At 60.1% G+C, this 24,652-nt stretch carries 22 protein-coding genes; 14 read left to right on the forward strand and 8 right to left on the reverse strand.

The genetic code is table 11. The features are described from left to right. Positions 1-10 precede the first annotated feature (10 nt). Together AC07RO_RS01935 and ygfZ are read right to left on the reverse strand one after the other, a co-directional pair. A complete protein-coding gene (locus AC07RO_RS01935; protein ID WP_282366149.1) occupies positions 11-832 on the reverse strand; it encodes an HDOD domain-containing protein in 822 nt (273 codons plus the stop codon). 97 nt (positions 833-929) lie between these two features. Next, entirely contained in the window at positions 930-1,871 is a 942-nt protein-coding gene (gene ygfZ / locus AC07RO_RS01940) for a CAF17-like 4Fe-4S cluster assembly/insertion protein YgfZ (RefSeq protein ID WP_495085146.1), read from the reverse strand. 143 nt (positions 1,872-2,014) lie between these two features. Here ygfZ and AC07RO_RS01945 point away from each other — a divergent pair, with 143 nt between their 5' ends. Then, the gene (locus tag AC07RO_RS01945; protein ID WP_065992433.1) at positions 2,015-2,269 is read left to right on the forward strand and encodes an FAD assembly factor SdhE; all 255 of its coding nucleotides are present in this window, start codon (positions 2,015-2,017) and stop codon (positions 2,267-2,269) included. Next, on the forward strand, positions 2,253-2,720 hold the full coding sequence (locus AC07RO_RS01950; protein WP_495085147.1) for a protein YgfX: 468 nt from the start codon (positions 2,253-2,255) through the stop codon (positions 2,718-2,720). Before AC07RO_RS01945 ends, AC07RO_RS01950 begins: the two co-directional genes overlap by 17 nt. Here the strand turns inward: AC07RO_RS01950 and nadB are convergent. After that, complete coding sequence (nadB, locus tag AC07RO_RS01955; protein ID WP_495085148.1) at positions 2,689-4,305, reverse strand: L-aspartate oxidase; 1,617 nt, start codon at positions 4,303-4,305, stop codon at positions 2,689-2,691. The two genes, AC07RO_RS01950 and nadB, sit on opposite strands and share 32 nt — an antisense overlap. A 494-nt stretch (positions 4,306-4,799) precedes the next feature. Here nadB and rpoE point away from each other — a divergent pair, with 494 nt between their 5' ends. From rpoE to pdxJ, 11 genes are all read left to right on the forward strand, one after another. After that, entirely contained in the window at positions 4,800-5,381 is a 582-nt protein-coding gene (gene rpoE / locus AC07RO_RS01960) for an RNA polymerase sigma factor RpoE/AlgU (protein ID WP_037014368.1), read from the forward strand. 33 nt (positions 5,382-5,414) lie between these two features. Continuing rightward, the gene (locus AC07RO_RS01965; protein WP_495085149.1) at positions 5,415-6,002 is read left to right on the forward strand and encodes a sigma-E factor negative regulatory protein; all 588 of its coding nucleotides are present in this window, start codon (positions 5,415-5,417) and stop codon (positions 6,000-6,002) included. A gap of 8 nt (positions 6,003-6,010) precedes the next feature. Then, entirely contained in the window at positions 6,011-6,973 is a 963-nt protein-coding gene (locus AC07RO_RS01970; RefSeq protein ID WP_495085150.1) for a MucB/RseB C-terminal domain-containing protein, read from the forward strand. Between the two features lie 292 nt (positions 6,974-7,265). Next, the gene (locus AC07RO_RS01975) at positions 7,266-8,702 is read left to right on the forward strand and encodes a DegQ family serine endoprotease (RefSeq protein WP_495085151.1); all 1,437 of its coding nucleotides are present in this window, start codon (positions 7,266-7,268) and stop codon (positions 8,700-8,702) included. A gap of 169 nt (positions 8,703-8,871) precedes the next feature. After that, positions 8,872-10,668: a translation elongation factor 4 gene (lepA, locus tag AC07RO_RS01980; protein WP_065992448.1), complete on the forward strand. Its 1,797-nt coding sequence runs from the start codon at positions 8,872-8,874 to the stop codon at positions 10,666-10,668. Between the two features lie 9 nt (positions 10,669-10,677). Then, complete coding sequence (lepB, locus tag AC07RO_RS01985) at positions 10,678-11,532, forward strand: signal peptidase I (protein WP_192171634.1); 855 nt, start codon at positions 10,678-10,680, stop codon at positions 11,530-11,532. A 100-nt stretch (positions 11,533-11,632) separates the two neighbouring features. Beyond that, a complete protein-coding gene (locus AC07RO_RS01990; RefSeq protein ID WP_192171633.1) occupies positions 11,633-12,010 on the forward strand; it encodes a DUF4845 domain-containing protein in 378 nt (125 codons plus the stop codon). Continuing rightward, the gene (rnc, locus tag AC07RO_RS01995; RefSeq protein WP_037014347.1) at positions 12,007-12,696 is read left to right on the forward strand and encodes a ribonuclease III; all 690 of its coding nucleotides are present in this window, start codon (positions 12,007-12,009) and stop codon (positions 12,694-12,696) included. Before AC07RO_RS01990 ends, rnc begins: the two co-directional genes overlap by 4 nt. Further along, a complete protein-coding gene (era, locus tag AC07RO_RS02000) occupies positions 12,689-13,591 on the forward strand; it encodes a GTPase Era (RefSeq protein ID WP_074888856.1) in 903 nt (300 codons plus the stop codon). The genes rnc and era overlap by 8 nt, the downstream gene beginning before the upstream one ends. A 202-nt stretch (positions 13,592-13,793) precedes the next feature. Then, entirely contained in the window at positions 13,794-14,483 is a 690-nt protein-coding gene (gene recO, locus AC07RO_RS02005) for a DNA repair protein RecO (protein ID WP_282366177.1), read from the forward strand. Positions 14,484-14,573: 90 nt separating this feature from the next. Beyond that, complete coding sequence (gene pdxJ / locus AC07RO_RS02010; RefSeq protein ID WP_346627466.1) at positions 14,574-15,320, forward strand: pyridoxine 5'-phosphate synthase; 747 nt, start codon at positions 14,574-14,576, stop codon at positions 15,318-15,320. A gap of 127 nt (positions 15,321-15,447) precedes the next feature. Here the strand turns inward: pdxJ and cmoB are convergent, their stop codons facing one another. From cmoB to AC07RO_RS02025, 3 genes are all read right to left on the reverse strand, one after another. Next, a complete protein-coding gene (gene cmoB / locus AC07RO_RS02015) occupies positions 15,448-16,407 on the reverse strand; it encodes a tRNA 5-methoxyuridine(34)/uridine 5-oxyacetic acid(34) synthase CmoB (RefSeq protein WP_495085152.1) in 960 nt (319 codons plus the stop codon). Further along, the gene (gene cmoA / locus AC07RO_RS02020; protein WP_495085153.1) at positions 16,404-17,147 is read right to left on the reverse strand and encodes a carboxy-S-adenosyl-L-methionine synthase CmoA; all 744 of its coding nucleotides are present in this window, start codon (positions 17,145-17,147) and stop codon (positions 16,404-16,406) included. Before cmoA ends, cmoB begins: the two co-directional genes overlap by 4 nt. Positions 17,148-17,302: 155 nt before the next feature. Then, positions 17,303-19,423: a TonB-dependent siderophore receptor gene (locus AC07RO_RS02025; protein WP_495085154.1), complete on the reverse strand. Its 2,121-nt coding sequence runs from the start codon at positions 19,421-19,423 to the stop codon at positions 17,303-17,305. A 217-nt stretch (positions 19,424-19,640) separates the two neighbouring features. Between AC07RO_RS02025 and AC07RO_RS02030 the strand changes: the two genes are divergently transcribed. Beyond that, positions 19,641-21,437 (forward strand): methyl-accepting chemotaxis protein, encoded by a 1,797-nt coding sequence (locus AC07RO_RS02030; RefSeq protein WP_423572235.1) that lies wholly within the window; start codon positions 19,641-19,643, stop codon positions 21,435-21,437. A gap of 90 nt (positions 21,438-21,527) precedes the next feature. Here AC07RO_RS02030 and AC07RO_RS02035 read toward each other — a convergent pair whose 3' ends face one another. Further along, the gene (locus tag AC07RO_RS02035) at positions 21,528-21,920 is read right to left on the reverse strand and encodes a protease inhibitor I42 family protein (RefSeq protein WP_495085155.1); all 393 of its coding nucleotides are present in this window, start codon (positions 21,918-21,920) and stop codon (positions 21,528-21,530) included. Positions 21,921-22,050: 130 nt separating this feature from the next. Further along, positions 22,051-24,468, reverse strand: a complete 2,418-nt coding sequence (lon, locus tag AC07RO_RS02040; RefSeq protein ID WP_282366187.1) for an endopeptidase La — start codon at positions 24,466-24,468, stop codon at positions 22,051-22,053. Positions 24,469-24,652: the final 184 nt, after the last annotated feature.

Raw genomic sequence — 24,652 nt, forward strand, 5'->3', positions numbered from 1 at the left:
ATAAAAGCGATCAGTACAGCAGCGTCATCGCCTGATTCATCTCGTTGATCAGCGCGCCGTCAGCCATGTTCAGGCCCAACCGCGACACGGCCGGCACTGACTGAAACTGCAGATTGGAGTACGGCGTGCCGTTCATCTCATGAATGTGAATCGTCGCCACCTGCACCAGATCCACGTAGTCGGCCTGATCGGAAACACGGCTGAAATTCTGAAACTGCCGGGGCACGATCGCCAGGCCTTCCGGGAAATCCCACGAGCGCAGCAGCCGCTCGCCAATGACTGGATGGATGCGTTCGATAACGTGATTGAGGCTGATAGGGTCGGCGAGCAACTCGTAGTTGTCTTCGGCGTAGGTCAGGATTGGCAGCACGCCAATGAGGTGAACGAGCCCGGCCAGGGTGGCTTTGTCAGCCTTTAAACGCGCACTGCGGTAACTGAGGACATTACACACCCCGGCCACCTGCATGCTGAGTTTCCAGATGTCGCGCATCTTGTTTTCAATGACATCGGACTTGGCGTGAAACATCTGCTCCACCACCAGCCCGATGGCCAGGTTACAGCTGTAGTTCACGCCCAGACGTCGAACCGCCGTCAGCACGTCGCTGACTTCAAAGTTCGGCCGCAGCAGTGGGCTGTTGACGACTTTGATCAGCCGGGCCGACAGCGCAGTGTCGCTGCCGATGACCTTGCTCAGCGCGGCAATGGAGATTTCCGAGTCTTCTGCCGCCAGACGAATCCTCAGTGCAACTTCAGGGAGAGTTGGCAGAAACAGAGCATCCTTGTCGATCGCCTTGATCAGATCCCTCTGCACTTCGTCAGCCATGCTACTCATATTGGATCTCTGGACATTGCATTCCGGCCAGCGGCCGTCCACTCAAGGGGACGGCGCTGGTGACTACGCTGACGTCTCGCACATGCTTCAACCGGGATCAACGCTGTGTTTCGAGCTTCGCGTCGAGGGTGTAGGGCAATTCGTTCAAGTGCAGGGCCTCGCCCTCTGCCCCACCAAGGTGGATCCGACCATCTTCCGCCGCATCCGCCTGCAAGACCGCCAGCACCTCGATCCCGACATCAGACCGGGCCGCGATCACAACGTTGCCTACCGCGCTTGAATGTACCGGCGAAAACAACGCAGCGCCGGGCTCGGGCAGCTCGCTGCCGGCCATAGTCAGGCGATACAGCCGGCGTTTCAGCTTGCCGAGGTACTGCATCCGCGCCACGATTTCCTGGCCGGTGTAACAACCTTTCTTGAAACTCACACCCCCCACGGCTTGCAGGTTGATCATCTGCGGGATGAATTCTTCGCGGGTCTGCCCGAACACCTGGCCGATGCCGGCGCGGATCTGCCCCAGCAGCCAGTCGTTGAGCGGTGCTTCCGGGACGTGGGTGATCAGCCGGCTGCGCACGTCATCGGCCTGCTCGGCACGGACCCACAATTCCGCGCGGGCCGTGGAGACGCGAATGGCAATGAGGTCATTGGCGCGGACGACCGAGTCGGTCTCCTGCGCCAGGTCGAGGCCGAGGCTGACGAGTGCGCCGTCGCCGTCCTGCAGGCCGAATCGCACCCAGGAGGCGCTTTCGTCGGTCAGTTTGGATTTGGAGAAGACGGCGTATTTCTTCAGGTCCAGCAATTGCGCTTCGATCAGCTCGCTGGCCATTGCCAGCAACACGCCGTCACCCTCAAGCAGGATGCGAAAGCTGGATTGCATGCGGCCCTTTTGCGTGCAGCGCGCACCGAGGGTGGCCCTGGCTTCGCTCAGGTAATCGATGTTGCAAGTCAGTTGGCCTTGCAGGAATTTACCGGCATCCACGCCGCGAACGGCGAGCACACCTTCATGGGACAGGGGGCAGAAAAATGCTGGAACGGCCATGAGTCATCGCAGGGGTAGAAGTCTGGGGCACCATCATAGTGCCGCGTGTCGTTAATGGGTATACGCAAAAAGTTGCGACCAACTGCAAGTACGCCCCGGGACGATGCGCCTGTATACTCGCCGGCAAATTCGAGGAGCCCTCCATGGTCGAAGATGTTGAACTCAATCGCCTCTTTTGGCACAGCCGTCGCGGCATGCTCGAGCTGGACGTATTGCTGGTGCCGTTCGTCAAAGAAGTCTATCCGACGCTCAATCAGGTCGATCGCGACCTCTATGTGCGCCTGCTGACCTGCGAAGATCAGGACATGTTCGGCTGGTTCATGCAGCGCGCGGAGTCGGAAGACCCGGAGCTGCAGCGCATGGTTCGGATGATTCTGGACCGTGTCCAGCCGAAGTGATCGTTTCGAATGCCGTTGGCAACCCTCGCGGGTGCTGCTGACGGCGTACCTCGTCACGCAAATCCTTGCGCTGGCGTCAATAGTCCTCCTTTCAATTCCCCTGTGGGCGAAAGCCATCGGCGTCCTGCTGTGCGCCTTGCACGCATCCCGCAGTCTTCGCCCATTGATTCTGCTCGATCAGCCGCGGTCGTTTACCGGGCTGCGGCGTGACGGCAGCGGTTGGGCGTTGTGGAGTGAAGAGGGTGGCTGGCAAACGGTGCAGCTACGCCCGGACAGCCTGGCGCTTCCTAAGGTGGTCGTGTTGCGCTTCAAGGTTGCGAAGGGCTCTTGGCTGAGCCGCTTGTGGGTTCGGAGTCTGTGCATCCCGGCAGACGCCATGGCCCCGGACAGTCACCGACGCCTGCGTTTACGCCTGAAGTTCAGCCGGCGAAGGTGGGCGGTACCAGAATAGTGTCCAGTGCTTCGGGCAGCATGTCCGGATAATCCAGCGTGTAATGCAACCCGCGGCTTTCCTTGCGCGCCATCGCCGACGCAATCATCAGTTCTGCCACCTGGGCCAGGTTGCGCAGCTCGATCAGATCGCGGCTGACCTTATAGTTGCTGTAAAACTCGTCGATCTCGTCCAGCAACAGCCGCACCCGATGCTGGGCGCGCTGCAGACGCTTGTTGGTGCGAACGATCCCCACGTAATCCCACATGAACCGTCGCAGCTCATCCCAGTTGTGGGCAATGATCACGTCTTCGTCGGAATCGGTCACCTGACTCGAGTCCCATGCCGGCAGATTTTGCGGCTGCGGGATTTGCTCGAGCTGAGTCACGATGTTCGCCGCCGCGGAGCGGGCGTACACGAAACATTCCAGCAGCGAGTTGCTGGCCATGCGGTTGGCGCCGTGCAGACCGGTGAAGCTGGTCTCGCCGATGGCGTACAAGCCGGGCACATCGGTGCGGCCCTGTTGGTCAACCAGAACGCCGCCACAGGTATAGTGCGCCGCCGGGACCACAGGAATCGGCTGACGCGTGATGTCGATGCCAAACGTGAGGCAACGCTCGTACACGGTCGGGAAGTGGCTCTTGATGAAGTCTTCGGGCTTGTGACTGATGTCCAGAAACACGCAGTCGGCGCCCAGGCGTTTCATCTCGTGGTCAATGGCGCGTGCAACGATGTCACGGGGCGCCAGTTCGGCCCGTGGGTCAAAACGCTGCATGAAGCGCTCGCCATTGGGCAGCTTCAGGTAGGCGCCTTCGCCACGCAGGGCTTCGGTAATCAGAAAGCTCTTGGCTTGCGGGTGGTACAGGCACGTGGGGTGGAACTGGTTGAACTCCAGGTTGCCCACGCGGCAGCCCGAGCGCCAGGCCATCGCGATGCCGTCGCCGCAGGCGCCGTCTGGATTGCTGGTGTACAGATAGACTTTCGCCGCGCCGCCGGACGCCAGAATGGTGAAGCGTGCGCTGTGGGTGTCGACTTCGCCCGTCGAGCGATCCAGCACATAGGCGCCCAGGCAACGCTCCCCCTCCAGACCCAGCCTCGACTCGGTGATGAGATCAACCGCCACGCGTTGTTCCAGCAGTTTGATATTGGGACGCGACTTGGCCTGCGCCAGCAATGTGCGGAAGATCGCTGCGCCGGTGGCGTCGGCGGCGTGAATGATCCGGCGGTGGCTGTGCCCGCCCTCGCGGGTGAGGTGAAACTCGAACCCGCCGTCCACACCGCTTGATGGGTCATCCCGGGTAAAGGGCACGCCAAGGTCGATCAGCCACTGAATGGCCTCGCGGCTGTGTTCGACGGTGAACCGGACTGCGTCCTCGTTGCACAGCCCGCCGCCTGCGTTCAGCGTGTCTTCGACGTGGGACTGAACGGTGTCGGTGTCATCCAGTACCGCCGCAACGCCGCCCTGGGCCCAGAAAGTCGAACCGTTCGCCAGATCGCCTTTGCTGAGGACCGCCACGTGCAGATGACCGGGCAATGTCAGCGCAAGGCTCAAACCGGCTGCGCCGGAGCCTATTACCAATACGTCGTGCTGGAAATGCTGAGTCATCTCTGCTTCCGGTATCTAAATGGCCACTAGTATAAGCAAGGGTGGAACGGCACAATGGCCGCGCTTTATGGCAACGGTGAATCACAGTGGGAGCGGAGTGTGCGCCACCCTGCGACGTCCTGCACCCCGTTGATGGACGCGATCTTTCCTACAGCTTCATACGGATTGAGTCCTACAGCTGACGGGACGTGTGTCTTACACCCAATAGTGAACGGTGGGAACTTTTCACGAACCCGCACGTTCAATAGTGGGTTGCCCATAAAGGAACAGCGTCGACGTTACGCAGTGGCGGTTTTCAGCCAGTACGAACGCTTCTGACGACAAGATTATTTACGCAGCCGACCTGGTTCGAGCGGCGTTTTCCGTGCGGGCAGCAGACGCTCGCCGGAAACTTGCTTGAAGGGGGGAGAACTTTTGCTTAAAGCCCGAGTCTATGTTTGCAAGCCTGCGAAAGAGCCGATGCGATGCTCCTTTAAGCTTTATGAGGAGTGTTCATGCTAACCCAGGAAGAAGATCAGCAGCTGGTTGAACGCGTACAGCGCGGCGACAAGCGAGCCTTTGATCTGCTAGTGGTGAAATATCAGCACAAGATTCTTGGGTTGATCGTGAGATTCGTTCACGACACCCACGAAGCCCAGGACGTTGCGCAAGAGGCGTTCATCAAAGCCTATCGCGCACTTGGTAACTTCCGCGGTGACAGTGCGTTTTATACGTGGCTGTACCGTATCGCCATTAACACGGCGAAGAACTATCTGGTGTCGCGAGGTCGGCGGCCGCCGGATAGCGATGTCAGATCGGAAGACGCGGAGTTCTATGACGGCGATCACGGCCTCAAGGATATCGAGTCGCCAGAGCGGGCATTGCTGCGGGATGAGATCGAGGGCACCGTCCACCGAACCATCCAGCTATTGCCAGAAGATTTGCGTACAGCTTTAACTTTGCGTGAGTTCGACGGTCTGAGTTACGAAGACATTGCCAGCGTCATGCAATGTCCCGTTGGTACCGTGCGCTCTCGCATTTTCCGCGCTCGGGAAGCCATCGACAAAGCCTTGCAACCTCTGTTGCAGGAAACCTGAGACAGCGGCGATAGCCACAAGAGAGGAACCGCCATGAGTCGTGAAGCCCTGCAGGAATCGCTGTCCGCGGTGATGGATAACGAAGCGGACGAATTGGAACTGCGTCGCGTGCTTAGCGCTATTGAAGATGCGGACACACGAGCCACCTGGTCCCGTTATCAGGTTGCCCGTGCAGCGATGCATAAAGAATTACTGATGCCTCATTTGGATATTTCGGCCGCGGTTGCTGCCGGGATCGCTGATGAAGTCAGCCCGCTGAAGGCCGGCCGCGGTCCTTGGCGCACCTTGGGCCGTCTGGCCGTAGCCGCCTCGGTAACGGTTGCCGTGCTGGCCGGTGTACGTATGTACAATCAGGACGAAATTGCAGGGGCGCAATTGGCCCAGCAATCCCAGCCGAGCAACGTCGCAATGCCGCAGGCCAAAGGGCCGGCAGTATTGGCGGGCTACACCGAGGGCGAACAGTCCCCGGGTCCGATGGCAAGCGGTGTGCTGCAGAACCAGGCCGGCTGGCATGACCAGCGTCTGCCAGGTTACTTGCGTCAACATGCTCAGCAAGCGGCTATGAAAGGCGCTGAAGGCGCTCTGCCGTACGCTCGCGCTGCAAGCCTGGAAAACCGTTAAGGAGGATCATGCGCGCCATCCCTCTACTGCCGCTTCTGCTGGGTGGATGGCTGGTCCTTCCCGCTCATGCCGATGACGCGCAAGACCAGCTGAAACGTCTTGCGCAGGCTGAGCAGCAGCAAAGCTACACCGGCACATTCGTTTACGAGCGTAACGGCAGTTTCTCCACTCACCGAATCTGGCAGCGGGTCGCCGACGGCAAGGTTCGTGAGCATCTTCTGCAACTGGATGGCTCTCCTCAGGAAGTGCTGCGTGTCAATGGGGTAACCCAATGCGTTAGCGGTACCCTCGAAGAAGGGGTATCCAGCGTTCCTGACTCTCCGGCCCGAGCGTTCGATGCTGCCAGGTTGTCATCCTGGTACGACATCAAATCGGCAGGCACGTCGCGTGTTGCTGGACGTCTCGCCAATGTCGTGACGCTGACTCCCCGGGATCAGCACCGTTACGGCATTGAACTGCACCTCGACAGTGAAACCGGCTTGCCCCTGAAGTCGTTGTTGCTCAGCGACAAGGGCCAGTTGCTCGAGCGTTTTCAGTTCACTGACCTCAATACCTCGCAGTCGCTGACTGATCAGATGCTCGCCACCGGTGCTGACTGCAAGCCGGTCGAAGTGGTCAAAGCAGATACTGATTCGCCCAAGCAAAAGGTCGCGTGGCGGTCCGAGTGGCTGCCGCCGGGTTTCGACTTGAGCAGCGCTGCGGCCCGCAATGACCCGGATTCCAAGAGTCTGGTGACGAGCCTGATGTATGACGATGGCCTGGCTCGATTCTCGGTATTCGTCGAGCCGGTCAGCGGTGCGGCCGTGACTGATATTCGTACTCAGCTGGGCCCGACCGTTGCTGTTTCCCGTCGCGTAACCACGCAGAAGGGTGATGCCATGGTGACGGTGGTGGGCGAGATTCCGATCGGGACGGCCGAGCGCATTGCGTTGTCCATGCGGGACGATGCTGCGGCTACGAGCAAAAACTGATTCTGCGCACCGGTGATGGCCACGATGAAAAAGGTTTCATTTGGTCGTTTCACGTTCACAAGCCTTTAGATATGGGCTTCACTGGTACTGCTGAAATGTTTAGTGCGCTTTGTCGGTTGCAATCGGATGTGTTTTTTTCTATAGGTCACAGCTTCACAGCTGTGGCCTTTGTTGTTTCAGGGTCCAGGAAACTGGAGCAGATACAGGTGTCGCGGGAAGTCGCGACGCACAGATGCTTCGCGAGCCTGCGGGCTCGTACCGCTTAACCATGCTCGTTGTAAACGGGAGCCATATGTCGATACCACGCTTGAAACCTTACCTGGCCTGGATGGCCGCTGTGCTGATGCTCGGACAGGTCGTCACCGCTCAGGCCGAAGCCTTGCCGGACTTCACCTCTCTGGTGGAGCAGGCTTCCCCCGCAGTCGTCAACATCAGTACGCGGCAGAAGCTGCCGGACCGCTCGGTTGCCCAGGGTCAGATGCCTGATCTGGAAGGCCTGCCACCGATGCTGCGCGAATTCCTCGAGCGCAGCACGCCGCCAGGCTCCCGTGCGCCAGGAGGCGGCAAGGGTGATCGCCAGCGTGAGGCGCAGTCACTCGGCTCGGGCTTCATCATTTCCGCGGACGGTTTCATCCTGACCAACAACCACGTGATTGACGGTGCCGACGAAATCCTTGTGCGTCTTTCAGATCGCAGTGAGATGAAAGCCAAACTGATCGGCACCGATCCACGGACCGACGTGGCGGTTCTGAAAATCGATGGTAAGGACCTTCCAACCGTCAAGCTGGGTAACTCCGACAAGCTGAAAGTGGGTGAGTGGGTGCTGGCGATCGGTTCGCCATTCGGCTTCGATCACTCGGTCACCAAAGGCATCGTCAGCGCCAAGGGCCGCAGCCTGCCGAATGACACTTATGTGCCGTTCATCCAGACCGACGTTGCGATCAACCCGGGTAACTCGGGCGGTCCGCTGTTCAACATGGCGGGCGAAGTGGTGGGGATCAACTCGCAGATCTTCACCCGTTCCGGTGGCTTCATGGGCCTGTCGTTCGCAATTCCGATCGACGTGGCGATGGACGTTGCCAACCAGCTCAAGGCCAGCGGCAAGGTCAACCGTGGCTGGCTGGGGGTTGTGATCCAGGAAGTGAACAAAGACCTGGCCGAATCCTTCGGTCTGGACAAACCGGCCGGTGCGCTGGTGGCTCAAGTGCTTGAAGATGGCCCCGCCGCCAAAGGCGGTCTGCAGGTTGGCGACGTGATTCTGAGCGCCAATGGCACCCCGATCGTTATGTCCGCAGACCTGCCTCACCTGATCGGCAATCTGAAGGACGGCAGCAAGGCCGAGCTTGAAGTGATTCGTGATGGTAAGCGTCAGAAGCTCACCGTGACCGTGGGTGCCTTGCCGGCCGAAGGCGAAGAGATGGGCGCAGCCGACACCGGTGTCGAGCGCAGCAGCAACCGTCTGGGCGTTTCGGTCGTCGATCTGACCGCCGAGCAGATGAAGTCGCTGGATCTCAAGGGCGGCGTCGTCATCAAGGAAGTCCAGGACGGTCCGGCTTCGCTGATCGGCTTGCAGGCGGGTGACGTCATCACTCACCTGAACAATCAGGCGATCACTTCGTCGAAGCAGTTCACCGAAGTGGCCAAGGACCTGCCGAAGAATCGCTCTGTCTCCATGCGCGTGCTGCGTCAGGGCCGTGCGACGTTCATCACGTTCAAGCTGGCGGAATAACCCGTCGGGAATAAAAAAAGGGGCGGTTTAACCGCTCCTTTTTTTGTGGCCCGAAGGGCATGGCGCGCAGGCTCTGCGCGTGAACGTGACGCCTGATCGTTCCTTCAGGTACAATTCCCGGCTATTTTTGGCGGGCAGTCTGCCTGCGACCTTTTTCGAGTGTTGATCCGTGAGTGATTTGAGTCATATCCGCAATTTCTCCATCATCGCCCACATTGACCATGGCAAGTCGACGCTGGCTGACCGGTTCATCCAGATGTGCGGCGGCCTGACCGAGCGCGAAATGGAAGCTCAGGTCCTTGATTCCATGGACCTGGAGCGTGAGCGCGGGATTACGATCAAAGCCCACAGCGTCACCCTTTATTACAAGGCGAAGGACGGCATCACCTACCAGCTCAACTTCATTGACACCCCGGGCCACGTCGACTTCACCTACGAAGTCAGCCGTTCGCTGGCGGCGTGTGAAGGCGCGCTGCTGGTGGTCGATGCCGGTCAGGGCGTCGAAGCCCAGTCCGTTGCCAACTGCTACACCGCGATCGAACAGGGCCTGGAAGTCATGCCGGTCCTGAACAAGATTGACCTGCCCCAGGCCGATCCGGACCGGGTCAAGGAAGAAATCGAAAAGATCATCGGCATTGATGCCACCGACGCCGTGGTCTGTAGTGCCAAGACCGGCTTGGGTGTCGACGAAGTGCTTGAGCGTCTGGTCCACACCATTCCCGCGCCGACCGGCAACATCGAAGACCCGCTGCAAGCGCTGATCATCGACTCATGGTTCGACAACTACCTGGGCGTTGTTTCCCTGGTGCGTGTGCGTCATGGCCGCGTCAAGAAGGGCGACAAAATCCTGGTCAAGTCGACCGGCAAGATGCACTTGGTCGACAGCGTAGGCGTGTTCAATCCCAAGCACAGTGCCACCGCCGATCTGAAAGCCGGTGAAGTGGGCTTCATCATTGCCGGCATCAAGGATATTCACGGCGCGCCCGTGGGCGACACCCTGACCCTGAGCACTACGCCGGACGTTCCGGTGCTGCCCGGCTTCAAGCGGATCCAGCCGCAGGTCTACGCCGGTCTGTTCCCCGTCAGCTCCGATGACTTCGAGGATTTCCGCGACGCGCTGCAGAAGCTGACGCTGAATGACTCGTCTCTGCAATATCTGCCGGAAAGCTCCGACGCGCTGGGGTTCGGGTTCCGCTGCGGCTTCCTCGGCATGCTGCACATGGAGATCATCCAGGAGCGCCTCGAGCGCGAGTACGACCTGGACCTGATCACCACCGCACCGACGGTAATCTTCGAGTTACTGTTAAAGACCGGTGAAACCATTTACGTCGACAACCCGTCGAAATTGCCAGACCTGTCCACGATCGAGGACATGCGTGAGCCGATCGTGCGGGCGAACATTCTTGTGCCTCAAGAGCACCTGGGCAACGTCATTACGCTGTGTATCGAGAAGCGTGGCATTCAGCACGACATGCTGTTCCTCGGTACGCAGGTGCAAGTGACCTATGATTTGCCGATGAACGAAGTGGTTCTGGACTTCTTCGACCGTCTGAAGTCGACCAGCCGTGGCTATGCCTCGCTGGACTACCATTTCGATCGTTATCAGTCGGCCAATCTGGTTCGTCTGGATGTGATGATCAACGGTGACAAGGTCGACGCTCTGGCGCTGATCGTGCACCGTGACAACGCAGCCTACAAAGGCCGCGCGTTGACTGAAAAGATGAAAGAACTGATTCCTCGTCAGATGTTCGACGTGGCAATCCAGGCTGCGATTGGCGGCCAGATTATCGCGCGCACAACCGTCAAGGCGCTCAGAAAGAACGTACTGGCCAAATGTTACGGCGGCGACGTCAGCCGTAAGCGCAAGCTGCTCGAGAAGCAGAAGGCCGGTAAGAAACGCATGAAGCAGGTCGGCAACGTGGAAATTCCACAGGAAGCCTTCCTTGCAGTGCTCAGGTTGGAATAGTCAGGCCCTATGTCACTAAATTTCCCGCTGTTGCTGGTCGTTGCCGTGTTTGTCTGCGGTTTGCTGGCCCTGTTCGATCTGGTCATATTGGCGCCGCGTCGCCGCAACGCGATTGCGAACTATCAAGGCAGCGTGAGCCAGCCTGATGTCGCGGTCGTGGAGCGGTTGAACAAGGAGCCGTTTCTCGTCGAATACGGCAAGTCGTTCTTTCCGGTGTTGTTCATCGTTCTGGTGCTGCGCTCGTTTCTGGTCGAGCCGTTCCAGATCCCGTCGGGTTCGATGAAGCCGACGCTGGACGTGGGCGACTTCATCCTCGTGAACAAGTTCTCGTACGGCATCCGCCTGCCAGTGATCGACCTCAAGGTCATCCCGGTCGGCGACCCGCAGCGTGGCGACGTGATGGTGTTCCGCTACCCAAGCGACCCTAACGTCAACTACATCAAGCGCGTCGTCGGCCTGCCGGGGGATGTGATCCGCTACACCAACGACAAGCAGTTGTTCATCAACGGTCAGTTGGTGGCCAAGCAGCTGATCGGTTCGGAGCCGGGCACGCTGGGTAGCGCAGAACTCTATAACGAGAAGCTGGGCGAGGTGGAACACCAGATCCGTCAGGAGATGAGCCGCTACCGCGCGCCGCCCGACCATGAATGGACCGTTCCGGCCGCCCACTACTTCATGATGGGCGACAACCGCGACAACTCGAACGACAGCCGTTACTGGGATGACCCCAATATTCCCAAGGACGAGCTGGGCATGGTCCCCGACAAGAACATCGTCGGCAAGGCCTTCGCGGTCTGGATGAGCTGGCCTGAACCCAAGCTCAGCCACTTTCCGAACTTCTCGCGAGTCGGTCTGATCAAGTAATCGATGCGGCGCTGCCACTGGCAGCGCCGTATGTCATTCAGGGCCATGTTGCGTGGCCGATCTCGCAGGTGACAGGGAAGGGCTACTCTTGAAAGCAACCATGACGTCTGCCGGTCCGCAAAAAGGCCTGTCGTTCATCGGCTGGCTGGTGTTGCTGGCGATTCTGGCCTTTGTCGGAAGTGCTGCCGCCAAGATCGTGCCGCACTACATGGACTACCTGTCGATGAAGAAAATCATCGAAAGTGCCGGCACTGATCGCACGGCAGACATCACCAACGCCGGTGACCTTAACGCCTACGTGGCCAAAGGCATGCTGGTTAATAACATTCGGGATTTGGATTTGAACAAGGCGTTAACTGTGACGACGGAGAACAACAGGTTCCTCGCCCATTTGAAGTATGAAAAACGTGAACCACTGATCCAGAACATCGATCTGGTGGTCAAGTTCGACCACGAATTCAGCGTGGGTAAACCGTGAGCGTTTCATTAAGTCGCCTGGAGCGTCAGCTCGGCTATACCTTCAAGGATCAGGAACTGATGATCCTGGCCCTGACCCACCGCAGCTTTGCCGGACGCAACAACGAGCGTCTGGAATTCCTCGGTGATGCCATTCTCAACTTCGTCGCCGGCGAAGCGCTGTTCGAGCGTTTCCCGCAGGCGCGCGAAGGTCAGTTGTCCCGCCTGCGTGCCCGCCTCGTGAAAGGCGAGACCCTCGCGCTGCTGGCCCGTGGTTTTGATCTGGGTGAGTACCTGCGCCTGGGCTCGGGTGAGCTGAAGAGCGGCGGCTTTCGCCGTGAGTCGATTCTGGCCGACGCGCTGGAAGCCCTGATCGGTGCGATCTACCTCGACGCCGGCATGGACATGGCAAGGGATCGCGTGCTGGCCTGGCTGGCCAGCGAGTTCGAAACCCTGACGCTGGTCGATACCAACAAAGACCCGAAAACACGGCTGCAGGAATTCCTTCAGTCACGCGCCTGTGACCTGCCGCGCTATGAAGTGGTGGACATCCAGGGCGAGCCGCATTGCCGAATCTTTTTCGTCGAATGCGAGATCTCTTTATTGAATGAAAAAAGCCGGGGACAAGGTGTCAGCCGTCGCATCGCCGAACAGGTAGCAGCGGCCGCAGCCCTTATCGCCCTGGGTGTGGAGAATGGCAATGACTGATTCACCTGCAACACGCTGTGGCTATGTTGCCATTGTTGGCCGGCCAAACGTGGGCAAGTCGACACTGCTGAACCACATCCTCGGCCAGAAACTGGCGATCACGTCGCGCAAGCCGCAGACGACCCGGCACAACATGCTCGGGATCAAGACTGAAGGCGCCGTACAGGCGGTTTACGTCGATACGCCCGGCATGCACAAAAACAGCGACAAAGCGCTTAACCGTTACATGAACAAGACCGCTTCGGCAGCGTTGAAAGACGTCGACGTGGTGATCTTCGTGGTCGATCGCACCAAGTGGACCGAAGAAGACCAGATGGTCCTCGAGCGCGTGCAGTACGTGACCGGCCCGTTGATCGTGGCCTTGAACAAGACTGACCGCATCGAAGACAAGAGCGCGCTGATGCCGCATCTGTCCTGGCTGCAGGAGCAACTGCCGAACGCCCAGATCATCCCGATCTCGGCGCAGCAGGGGCATAACCTGGAAGCACTGGAAAAGGTCATCGCCGATCATCTGCCGGAGAATGAGCATTTCTTCCCGGAAGATCAGATCACCGACCGCAGCAGCCGTTTTCTCGCAGCGGAACTGGTGCGCGAGAAGATCATGCGTCAGCTCGGCGCAGAGCTGCCGTATCAGATCACTGTCGAGATCGAACAATTCAAACAGCAAGGCAAGACGCTGCACATACACGCGCTGATTCTGGTCGAGCGCGACGGGCAGAAGAAAATCATCATTGGCGACAAGGGCGAGCGCATCAAGCGCATCGGCTCGGATGCGCGCCGCGACATGGAAGTGCTGTTCGACTCCAAGGTCATGCTCAACCTATGGGTCAAGGTCAAAGGCGGCTGGTCTGATGACGAGCGCGCGTTGCGTTCGCTGGGTTACGGCGACTTGTAAGACGCCGATCGACACCGCTGCTCTGTGGGGAAATCCCACACTGCCGCGCAGCAGATCCAACCTTGTGGGAGTGAGCTTGCTCACGAAGACGGTACTTCAGCCGCTGACTATCCAGCGGATGGAGCCGGGTTTTCGTGAGTAACCTCACTCCCACAGTCGTTTAAGATTGCCCGTCCGACCGCGTTCTTCCATCGAGATAGCCATGTCACAAACCCCTCCCGTCGGTCAGCTCGCCTATGTGCTGCACAGCCGTGCGTACCGCGAAAACAGCGCGCTGGTCGACTTCATTACCCCGCAGGGTCGCTTGCGTGCGGTGTTGCGCAGCGCGCGGGGGAAGGCGGGGACGATGGCGCGGCCGTTTGTGCCGCTGGAAGTCGAGTTTCGCGGGCGGGGCGAGTTGAAGAATGTGGGGCGAATGGAAGGCGCTGGCGTCGCCACGTGGCTGGAAGGCGAGGCGCTGTTCAGCGGTCTTTATCTTAATGAGCTACTGATTCGCCTGCTGCCCGCCGAAGACCCGCACCCGGGCGTGTTCGAACATTACGCCGCGACGCTTGTGGCGTTGGCCGAGGGGCGCGCGCTGGAACCGTTGCTGCGCTCGTTCGAATGGCGGCTGCTGGACGATCTCGGTTACGGTTTTGCGCTGGACGCGGACGTCAACGGCGATCCACTGGCCAGTGATGGCCTGTACCGGCTTCAGGTGGATGCCGGCCTTGAGCGGGTTTATCTGTTTCAGCCCGGATTGTTCCAAGGCGCCGAATTACAGGCGATGTCTGAAGCAGACTGGAGTTCGCCGGGGGCGCTGTCTGCGGCCAAGCGTCTGATGCGCCAGGCCCTGGCCGTGCATCTGGGCGGGCGCCCGTTGGTCAGCCGTGAATTGTTTCGCAAACTCTAGCGTCCGGCGGCGCAAACCTAGAAAATCCTTCCTCGCGTGCGTAATCAGCCACCCATTGGCTGGCACCGCCACAGTAATCAGGAGAACCCCGTGACCCACAGCACTCGCATTCTGCTCGGCGTGAACATCGACCACGTTGCTACCTTGCGTCAGGCCCGCGGGACGCGCTATCCCGATCCGGTCAAGGCAGCGCTGGATGCTGAAGAAGCAGGCGCCGACGGCATCACCGTGCATTTGCGGGAGGACCGTCGGCACATTCAGGAGCGCGATGTGTTGCTGCTGAAAGACGTGCTGCAAACGCGCATGAACTTCGAGATGGGCGTCACCGAAGCGATGATGGCGTTTGCCGAGCGCATTCGGCCTGCGCATATCTGCCTGGTACCGGAAACCCGTCAGGAGCTGACCACCGAGGGCGGGCTGGATGTCGCCGGTCAGGAAGCGCGCATCAAGGCGGCGGTGGAGCGGTTGTCGGCCATCGGCAGCGAAGTCTCGTTGTTCATCGACGCCGATGAGCGCCAGATCGCAGCGTCGGCCCGGGTTGGCGCGCCGGCCATCGAGCTGCACACGGGCCGTTATGCCGATGCTGAAACCCCGGCGGCCATCGCCGAAGAGCTAAAGCGCATTGCCGATGGTGTCGCCTTCGGTTTGGCCCAGGGCCTGATCGTCAACGCCGGCCATGGTTTGCACTATCACAACGTTGAAGCCGTCGCGGCGATCAAGGGCATCAACGAGCTGAACATCGGCCACGCGCTGGTGGCCCATGCTTTGTTTGTCGGCTTCAAGTCGGCCGTGTCAGAGATGAAGGCGTTGATTCTGGCGGCGGCTCCAAAGGCCTGACGCGATCTTTGTAGGAGCGCGCTTGCCCGCGATTGCGGTTTATCAGGTTAGTTTTCAGTCACTGACAAGATGCAATCGCGGGCAAGCGCGCTCCTACATTGGATTTTGCTGCGGCGAATATTTCGGGTTACGGCTTGCGCCCCACGATCACCGCACGCCGCGGCGCCGGCAGGCCTTCTACGGTTTTGCTGTGGTCCGCCGGATCGAGGAAGTCGCTCAACGACTGAAAGCGCATCCAGTCGGTGCCGCGTTGTTCTTCCACCGTGGTGGTGCTGACGTCGACGCAGCGCACATCCACAAAGCCCGCGCGGCGCAGCCACAGTTCCAGCGCGGGCACTGACGGCAGGAACCACACGTTGCGCATCTGCGAGTAGCGGTCTTCCGGCACCAGCACCTGATTCGCGTCGCCTTCCACCACCATGGTTTCCAGCACCAGCTCTCCGCCTTTGACCAGGCAGTCCTTCAGCGCCAGAAGGTGATCGATGGGCGATTTGCGGTGATAGAGCACGCCCATGGAAAACACCGTGTCGAATCCTTCGAGCCGCGCCGGCAGATCTTCCAGGGTGAATGGCAGGTGCCACGCCGGCAGGTCCGGCAGATAGCGCTGCATGGCCTGGAACTGGCAAAAGAACAGCCAGTTGGGATCGACGCCAATCACGCTGTCGGCGCCTGCGCCCAGCATGCGCCACTGGTAATAGCCGTTGCCGCAGCCGACGTCCAGAACGCGCTTGCCTTTCAGATCAAGGTGCGGCGACACCCGCGACCATTTCCAGTCCGAGCGCCATTCGGTGTCGACGTGCACGCCGAACACATCAAAGGGCCCTTTGCGCCACGGCGACAGGCCCATCAGCGCGGCGCGAGTCTGCTCGCGGGTGGCGTCATCGCAGTCGGCGTCGAGGATGAAATCGTTCTTCAGCTCGATGCGGCTTGGCGTCAGGTTTGGCAAGGCATTGAGCGCGCCTTGCCAGCGTTCGAGGTCGCCATGACCCTTTTCCATCTTCGCGTCGAGTTGCGCCTGCAGGCCTTGGGCCCAGGCATACAGTGGCGTGCCCGCCAGACGGCGGACCAGGGGAGCGAGATCAATCATGGCAGGGCAATCAACGAGGCGAAATTAAGGCACTGGAACCAGGGCACGACTTTGCTGAAACCGGCGGCCAGCAGGCGTTCGCGGTGTTGCTCAAGGCTGTCGGCTTTCATCACGTTTTCGATGGCGCTGCGTTTCTGCGCAATCTCCAGCTCGCTGTAACCGTTGGCGCGTTTGAAGGCGACGTGCAGATCGGTGAGCAGCGCGTGCTCTTCGGTGTCATCAAAGCGCAGCTTCTCCGACACGATCAGCGCGCCGCCGGGCAGCAGCGACTGGCGGATACGCGTCAGCAGAGCGAGGCGTTGTTCCGGCGCTATGAATTGCAGGGTGAAGTTCAGCGCGACCACCGAGGCGGGCTGAAACTCGAGATTCAGGATATCACCGTCGATCACCTCCACCGGCAGCAGCTCCTGGTACATCGAGTCCTGAGCGTTGAGGTATTCGCGGCAGCGTTCGACCATGGCCGACGAGTTGTCGATGGCGATCACTCGGCAATCTTCAGTGCGCACGTGCCGACGCAATGCCTGAGTGACGGCGCCCAATGAGCTACCCAGGTCATAGAGCACGCTGTGGGGTTGGGCGAATTGCGCCGCGAGCACGCCGAGGTTTTCGACGATGGTCGGGTAGCCCGGCACCGAGCGCTTGATCATGTCCGGGAACACCCGCACCACGTCTTCGTTGAAGGCGAAGTCGGGCACCTGGGGCAGCGGCTGGGCGAATAGGCGGTCGGGTTCTGGGCTCACGGCGATTCCGGGGTACGAAGCGAAAAGTGCGGCATTTTAGCCAATTCCGTCCCTCGGCTGGAACCTCATCTCATCGCTCGTGTGCTGACGTCTGGTCCGCCCATAAAAAAGCCGCGTCCGATTGCCCGCACGCGGCCGATACACGAGCAGTGAACTCAGTATCTCCAGCTCACCGATGCGGTGAAGTTGCGTGGATCGCCGAAGTTGCTCTGGTTGTAGCGCAGGCTCTGTTGGTATTTCTCGTTGGTGAGGTTGTTGAGGTTGAGCTGGGTGCTCCAGTGCTGATCGATGTCGTAGCGGGTCATCAGCCCGATGAGCGCGTAGGCGTCCTGGCGGGCGGCCGGCGAGTCGTCGTTCTGAGTCTTGCTCTGCCAGCTCAGGCTGCCGCCGACCTTGACCTTCGGCGCCATTGGCAACTGGTAGGTCATCGACGACGTCAGGGCGTGGCGCGGGATGAACTTGCGCGCACGGCTGTCGTTGTTGTCAGTGATATAGACGTAGGTGTACCCGCCGTTGACTTGCAGCCCCGGCGCCACTTCGCCCGACGCTTCCAGCTCCAGGCCGCTGCTGTCGTAGGACATCGCCTCGTAGACATAGCCGCCCAGGTTGGCGTCATAGGTCGAACTGCCCGGCACGTTGTCTTGCTTGGCATGGAACACCGCTGCGCTGACGTTGAGCTTCTTGTCCAGCAACTGGCCCTTGATGCCCGCTTCATAGCTTTTGCCTTCAAGCGGATCGAGCACCCGGCCTTGGCCGTCGAGGTAATACTGCGGATTAAAGACTTCGGTGTAACTGGCGTACAGCGCGTATTCGGGGGTCAGGTCGTAGACGATACCGGCATACGGCGTGACTTTGCCGTGAATGCGCACCTCTCGCGCCGCGTCGTAGTTGTCGCCATTGCTGTCCGCGCTGAGCATGCGGGCGCCGGTGATCACATGCAGATCGTCGGTCAGGCTGAAACGCGCGCCGGCGTAAACGCTCTTCTGGCGATCGGTGTAGTTCGAGGTCGCAGCGGGTAACGCAGCGACGTAATTCGGCTGCGGCAGGTAGCCATGCAGCGCATCTTCAAGGGTCACAGGCGAGTAGTTGAGGACGTCACCGTACTGCGAGGATTCGCGATTGCGCTGGCGTGCAGCGTTCGCCCCCAGCGTGAGTTGATGTTCCCGACCGCCGAGCATGAAGGGGCCGCTCAGCGAGTAATCGCCACTGAGTTCGAGGTTCTTGTCTTTGTACTTGGAGCCCAGTCCGGTGTAACCGGTGGGTGAAGTGCTGTCGCCGTACATGTAGAACATCTCGGTGTCTTCGCGGTGCTCGGCGCCGGCGACGGTCAGCTTCGACTTCCAGTCGTTGGCGAAGGTGTGCTCCCACTCGGCAAACGCACGTTGCGTGTGAACGTCCCAATGCACCCACGGCTGGGAAATATTGGAATGGGTGCTGCTGTAATGAATGGCGTTGCCATTGCCATCGACCAACGGCAGTGCGCCCCAGCTTGAGCCATTGGCGTTGGTTTTCTGGTCCTCGTAACCAAGGGTCAGCGTGTCGCTGTCGCTCAGGTCGAATGCCAGCAGACCGCTGAAGATGTTCTTCTCGCGGGAGTAGCGATCAAGGTATGAGTTGCCGTTTTCGTTGGCGTAGATGACACGCCCCCGCACGTTGCCCGAGTCGGTCAGGGGGCCGGAGACGTCGATGTCCACCCGGCGTTTGTCCCAGGAACCGGCGGTCACGTCGATCTTTGCCTGGGGATCGTAAGTCGGGCGTTTGCGGATGAAGTTGACCGTGGCCGAGGGGTTGCCGGCCCCGGACATCAAGCCGTTGGCGCCGTGAACGATATCGACCTGTTCGTAGGGCGCCAGGTCGATATCGCCCACCAGCAACCCATTGGTCATCGGCATGGCCGTGCCGTCATACTGGAAGTTGTTGATGTCGAAACCGCGCGCGGTGAAGTAGGTGCGGTCTGTTTCGACTTTCTGCACGTTGACGCCGGGGGTGCTGGTCAACACGTCACGGATGCTGTTGAGCTTGAAGTCATCCATTTGCTCGCGTTTGATGTTGGTCACACCCTGGGGCGTTTCCTGGTTGGTCAGGTCCAGCCGGGTGGTGGTGCTGCTGGGTTTGCCCTGGTAGCCCTGCGGGTTGCCGGTGTCGCCGTAGGTGGCGGTTGACGTCACGTCAGTGGCCGGCAGGCTGAGCGCTGTCTCTTCGGCATTCGCTGTGTTGAGCACGCTCAGGGCGATTAACGAAAGGGCCTTTGGGCAAAAGGGGATCGAGTGACGCATGGCGGGCAACGCTCCGGCGAATGTAACAAATGGTGATGGTTCTCAATTATCGGCAAGTTACAATTGAGAATCAATGTCATTTATTCCATTCGTCGGTGTTGGCTGCAACGCTGGCCATGACCGGGTGCCTTCCCCCCGCAGCGTTAAAGCTTTCCCCCCGGCAGTCGAAACACCTTAATTCGCAACTCATTTCATTACTGGCACAGGGAACCGTGGCATGCATGCGTTCAAGGCGTTGTACGAGTCCATCGAAAGGCAGTTTTTCAATTCTTTGACCAAGAAGCTGTCGAGCCTTTTTCTGATCGTGGTGGTGAGCGCCGTGGTGTACTGGGTGGCCGTGAGCCTGCGCGCGGACATTCTTCTGCAGTTGCGCAGCGCGCAGTTGCCGGCGGAGACGCTAAGCATGATCGAGGGGAAACTCGATGTGCTGAGCAACGCCATTCTGGGCAGCACGCTGTTTACCCTGTGTCTGGTCAGCTTCATGGTCTGGTATTTCCGGCACTTGATCGTGCGGCCGGTGACCCAGATGAGCTTGGCGCTGGAAGGCATTGCCAACGGCGAGGGCGACCTGTCCAAGGACTTGCCGCTGTTGACCCACGATGAAATTCGCGTGCTGGCGAGTACCTGCAACCGGTTTCTGGCCAAACAGCGGGAGATCATCAGCAGCGTTCAGGCGTTGACCGTGCACATTGCCGTGGAGTCCGCGCGCTCGCTGAAAAACATCAGCGATTCCAGCGACAGCGCGACCCATCAGGCGCGCTTCGCCAAGGAAGTCATGGAGCAGAGCAACGACGCAGTGGGTCGGATTGCCGAAGTGTCCCGGCAGACTCAGGGCATTTCCGGGACCACCGCGCAGAACCTCAGCATGGCCCGCGACTCCTACACCGAATTGCTGGAAGTGACCGGCAACATCAGTGAGATTTCCAGCAGCCTGAATGAGTTCGGCACCCTGGTTTCGGCGCTGAACCAACGTTCGTCGAGCATCAAATCCATTGTCGGATTGATTCAACAAATCTCCTCCCAGACCAATCTTCTGGCGCTCAACGCGGCGATCGAAGCGGCGCGTGCAGGGGAGAGCGGGCGTGGTTTCGCGGTGGTTGCCGACGAAGTCCGGACCCTCGCCCAGAACGTCAGCCGCGCCACCGAGGACATTTCCCAGAACATCGACGCCATGTTGCTGGAGGTGAGCTCGACCCACGAGCAAACCACCCAGATCAGCCACAGTGCCCGGGAGACCCAGAAAGTGGTCGAGCGCGCGTCTGGGCATTTCGAGAGCATGATCGGCGACTTCGAATCCACTCACACGAAGCTTGAGGACATCGCCTCGCACATCCAGCAGTTTGCCGACAGCAACACCGGCATCAACGACCGCGTCACGCAGATTCATGCGGACAGCCAGTCCATCGACCAGCGCATGCAGCATTCGGCCACGGCCACCCGAGACCTGTCGGGCGTGGCGGAAAAGGTCCAGGCGCTGCTGGGCCGGTTTGTTCTCGGGCATGGCGCGCTGGACGCTGGCATTACCCGCGCCAGTCATTGCCGCGATCGGCTCCAGGTGCGTCTGGCGGCGCTGCAACGTGAGGGCGTCAACCTGTTCGATCAGAACTACAAATTGATTCCCGGGACTGATCCCAAGCAATACACGACCAGCTACACCGAACGCTTTGCGCAGATCTGTCAGGAAGAGTGCGACGCGCTCACCAAAGGCACGCGGGGCGGAAAGGTCACCTTCATCGTCGACAGCAAGGGTTACTGCCCGGTGAACAACAGCTGGGTGTCGAAAAAACCTACGGGCGACCGAGCTATCGACCTACCGGTGTGCCGGAACAAGCGCATGTTCGCTGACCCCATCGGCCTGCGCGCAGCCGCTAACCAACAGCGCTTCCTGCTGCAAACCTACCTGCGCGACACCGGCGAAATCATGACCGAAATTGACGTGCCGTTCTTCTTCGAAGGCCGTCATTGGGGCAACTTGCGCATGGGCTTCGACGCTGCGCAATTACTGGCCGAGTGACAGGGGTTCATGCCAGTGCTCAGCGACTGATCAGCCCTTCGCCGGCAAGGACGTTCCTGCGGGGGGGGCGGCCGTGGAATGAGCGGGCGATCAGTTCACCGTAATGACGCAGTCGAAGGTGCGCGCTGGCGACACTTCCGGCGCCCAGGGTTGTTGGTAGACCATCATCAGGTGACCCGTGCCCGGATTGGCGGCTCGGTAGCGCCAGACTGACTGACCACCTTCACCGACCAAACCCACTTCTTTGGAGGCATTGAACACCTCGGGCCCCAGGCTGCTCAGAATGGACGGCGCAGGGTTTTGCATCAGCCAGCGGTGCCCGGTCGTGGGATTGCTGGGCAGCATCAGCATGAGGGTCTGGCCGGTTTTGAGAGAAAGGGGACAGTCTTGCTGATCGTCCAGGGAGACGATCTGTTTTGGCGCCTGGGCGCAAGCGGCAAGCAGGGTGAGGCTGAGCGGGACGAGCAAGCGGGCAGCGGTCATGAAGGCTCCGGTCATAGGCAACATGGGCGGAGCATAACCGAAGACGGGAGAGATGCTAATCAGGTGGGCCGCACAAGACGTGTGAAGGCGGCCAGGGTGGCGCCCCCACACGTTGAGGCGAGGTCAGTGCTTAGAACAATATCTTCGCCACATCCGCAAAGCGTTTGGCGAAGTGCGCGGTAATGCCTTCTTTCAGGTAATCCGGCAGTTCTTCGAAGTTGCCACGGTTGGCTTCCGGGAGGATCAGCTCGTAGATCTTCTGGCGCCGCGCCGCGATCACCTTCTCCCGCACGCCGCCAATCGGCAGTACGTGCCCGGTCAGGGTCAGTTCTCCGGTCATCGCCACGCCTTTTTTCGGCGCCTGGTTACGCGCCAGCGACAGCAGCGCGCTGGCCATGGTCACACCGGCACTTGGCCCGTCTTTCGGCGTCGCACCTTCCGGCACGTGAAGGTGAACGAAGGCTTCGTCGAAGAAGGTTTTGTCGCCGCCAAACTTCGCCAGATTGGAGCTGACGTAGCTGTAGGCGATTTCGGCAGATTCCTTCATCACGTCGCCCAGCTGGCCGGTGAGCTTGAAGCCGCGGTTGAGCGTATGGATGCGGGTCGCTTCGATTGGCAGTGTCGCGCCACCCATGCTGGTCCAGGCCAGGCCGGTAATCACGCCGGTGCCCGACAACACTTGCTCGTTGCGGAACACCGCCATGCCCAGCGAAGCTTCCAGCTCTTTCGGGCCGATCTTGACCACGGTGTCCGGGTTGTCCAGCAGCTTGACCACGGCCTTGCGCACCAGCTTGCCCAGCTGTTTTTCCAGCTGCCGCACACCGGCTTCCCGCGCATAGCCTTCAATCACCGCGCGCAACGCACTGTCACTGATCATCAGGCTGTTTTTCGACACGCCGGCCTTGGCCAGTTGCTTGGGCCACAGATGGCGCTTGGCGATGGCGAGCTTTTCTTCGGTGATATAGCCGGATAGGCGAATCACTTCCATCCGGTCCAGCAGCGGGCCGGGGATCGAGTCCAGGGTGTTCGCGGTGCAGATGAACAGCACCTTCGACAGGTCCAGACGCAGGTCGAGGTAGTGGTCGAGGAATTCGACGTTCTGCTCCGGGTCCAGTGTTTCCAGCAGCGCCGAGGCCGGGTCGCCCTGGAAGCTCTGGCCCATCTTGTCGATCTCGTCGAGCATGATCACCGGGTTCATCACTTCCACGTCTTTCAGCGCCTGCACCAGCTTGCCCGGTTGGGCGCCGATGTAGGTGCGACGATGGCCCTTGATCTCGGCCTCGTCGCGCATGCCGCCAACGCTGAAACGGTAGAACGGCCGGCCCAGGGATTCTGCGATCGATTTGCCGACGCTGGTTTTACCCACGCCCGGCGGGCCGACCAGCAGCACGATGGAACCGGAGATTTCACCCTTGTAGGCGCCGACGGCGAGGAATTCGAGAATACGGCTCTTGATGTCATCAAGGCCGGCGTGGTGCTGATCGAGCACCTTGCGCGCGTGTTTCAGGTCGAGCTTGTCGTCACCAAACACGCCCCATGGCACCGAGCTTGCCCAGTCCAGGTAGTTGCGCGTGACGGCGTATTCCGGGGAACCGGTTTCCAGCACCGAGAGCTTGTTGATCTCTTCGTCGATGCGCTTGCGCGCCTGGGGCGGCAGGGTCTTGCCCACCAGACGCTCTTCGAACTGTTCGATGTCAGCGCTGCGGTCGTCCTTGGTCAGCCCCAGTTCCTGCTGGATGACCTTCAGCTGTTCCTTGAGGAAGAACTCACGCTGGTGCTCGCCGATCTTGCGGTTCACTTCCGCGGAGATTTCTTTCTGCAGGCGCGCGACTTCGACTTCCTTGCGCAGCATCGGCAGGACTTTTTCCATGCGCTTGAGCACGGGCACGCAATCGAGCACCTGCTGCAATTCGACGCCCGTGGCGGAGGTCAGGGCCGCAGCGAAGTCGGTCAGCGGGGAAGGATCGTTGGGGCTGAAGCGATTGAGGTAGTTCTTCAACTCTTCGCTGTACAGCGGGTTGAGCGGCAGCAGCTCCTTGATCGCGTTGATCAGCGCCATGCCGTAGGCCTTGACCTCGTCGGTCGGCTCGTTGGGCTGGTGCGGGTATTCGACCTCCACCAGAAACGGCGGACGATGGTGCTTGAGCCAGGTCTTGATGCGCACACGGCTCAGGCCCTGGGCGACGAACTGCAGCTTGCCGTTTTCACGGCTGGCGTGGTGCACCTTGACCAGCGTGCCGTACTCCGGCAACGCCTTGGTGTCGAAATGACGGGGGTCGTCGGGCGGGGTGTCCATGAAAAACAGCGCCAGCGAGTGGTGATCAGACTTGCTGACCAGCTCCAGCGTTTCGGCCCAGGGCTCTTCATTGACGATGACCGGCAGCACTTGCGCGGGGAAGAACGGACGGTTGTGGATCGGGATGATGTACACCTGATCCGGCAGGTTCTGGCCGGGCAGGGCGAGGCGCTTGTTGTCGGAGCCGAGGATTTCGTGCTCATGATCGTCGTCGGGGTGCGGCTGGTTGGCGTCGGACTGCTGGTCGCTCATGGGGCACCTGCATAAATGGAGATGAGCCTTAGATGGGGCGCAAGGCCTCAGGTTTCAATAGCGCTGGTCGATAGCAATGACTAAGCAGGCCGATTTAAAAGCATATGTGGCGTTGCGCCAGGCCGTGGCCTCCAATAGGTGGTGGCCATGTGCTTTGCCGGAAGTCCGTCTGATATCGCCGACC

It is taken from the genome of Pseudomonas sp. GW821-FHT07F05, from assembly GCF_059418765.1.

Coding starts and splice junctions, on each gene's coding strand:
- AC07RO_RS01935 (WP_282366149.1), bottom strand. CDS start 832: ATGAGTAGCATGGCTGACGAAGTGCAGAGGGATCTGATCAAGGCGATC.
- ygfZ (WP_495085146.1), bottom strand. CDS start 1,871: ATGGCCGTTCCAGCATTTTTCTGCCCCCTGTCCCATGAAGGTGTGCTC.
- AC07RO_RS01945 (WP_065992433.1), top strand. CDS start 2,015: ATGGTCGAAGATGTTGAACTCAATCGCCTCTTTTGGCACAGCCGTCGC.
- nadB (WP_495085148.1), bottom strand. CDS start 4,305: ATGACTCAGCATTTCCAGCACGACGTATTGGTAATAGGCTCCGGCGCA.
- rpoE (WP_037014368.1), top strand. CDS start 4,800: ATGCTAACCCAGGAAGAAGATCAGCAGCTGGTTGAACGCGTACAGCGC.
- AC07RO_RS01965 (WP_495085149.1), top strand. CDS start 5,415: ATGAGTCGTGAAGCCCTGCAGGAATCGCTGTCCGCGGTGATGGATAAC.
- AC07RO_RS01970 (WP_495085150.1), top strand. CDS start 6,011: ATGCGCGCCATCCCTCTACTGCCGCTTCTGCTGGGTGGATGGCTGGTC.
- AC07RO_RS01975 (WP_495085151.1), top strand. CDS start 7,266: ATGTCGATACCACGCTTGAAACCTTACCTGGCCTGGATGGCCGCTGTG.
- lepB (WP_192171634.1), top strand. CDS start 10,678: ATGTCACTAAATTTCCCGCTGTTGCTGGTCGTTGCCGTGTTTGTCTGC.
- AC07RO_RS01990 (WP_192171633.1), top strand. CDS start 11,633: ATGACGTCTGCCGGTCCGCAAAAAGGCCTGTCGTTCATCGGCTGGCTG.
- era (WP_074888856.1), top strand. CDS start 12,689: ATGACTGATTCACCTGCAACACGCTGTGGCTATGTTGCCATTGTTGGC.
- recO (WP_282366177.1), top strand. CDS start 13,794: ATGTCACAAACCCCTCCCGTCGGTCAGCTCGCCTATGTGCTGCACAGC.
- cmoB (WP_495085152.1), bottom strand. CDS start 16,407: ATGATTGATCTCGCTCCCCTGGTCCGCCGTCTGGCGGGCACGCCACTG.
- AC07RO_RS02025 (WP_495085154.1), bottom strand. CDS start 19,423: ATGCGTCACTCGATCCCCTTTTGCCCAAAGGCCCTTTCGTTAATCGCC.
- AC07RO_RS02030 (WP_423572235.1), top strand. CDS start 19,641: ATGCATGCGTTCAAGGCGTTGTACGAGTCCATCGAAAGGCAGTTTTTC.
- AC07RO_RS02035 (WP_495085155.1), bottom strand. CDS start 21,920: ATGACCGCTGCCCGCTTGCTCGTCCCGCTCAGCCTCACCCTGCTTGCC.
- lon (WP_282366187.1), bottom strand. CDS start 24,468: ATGAGCGACCAGCAGTCCGACGCCAACCAGCCGCACCCCGACGACGAT.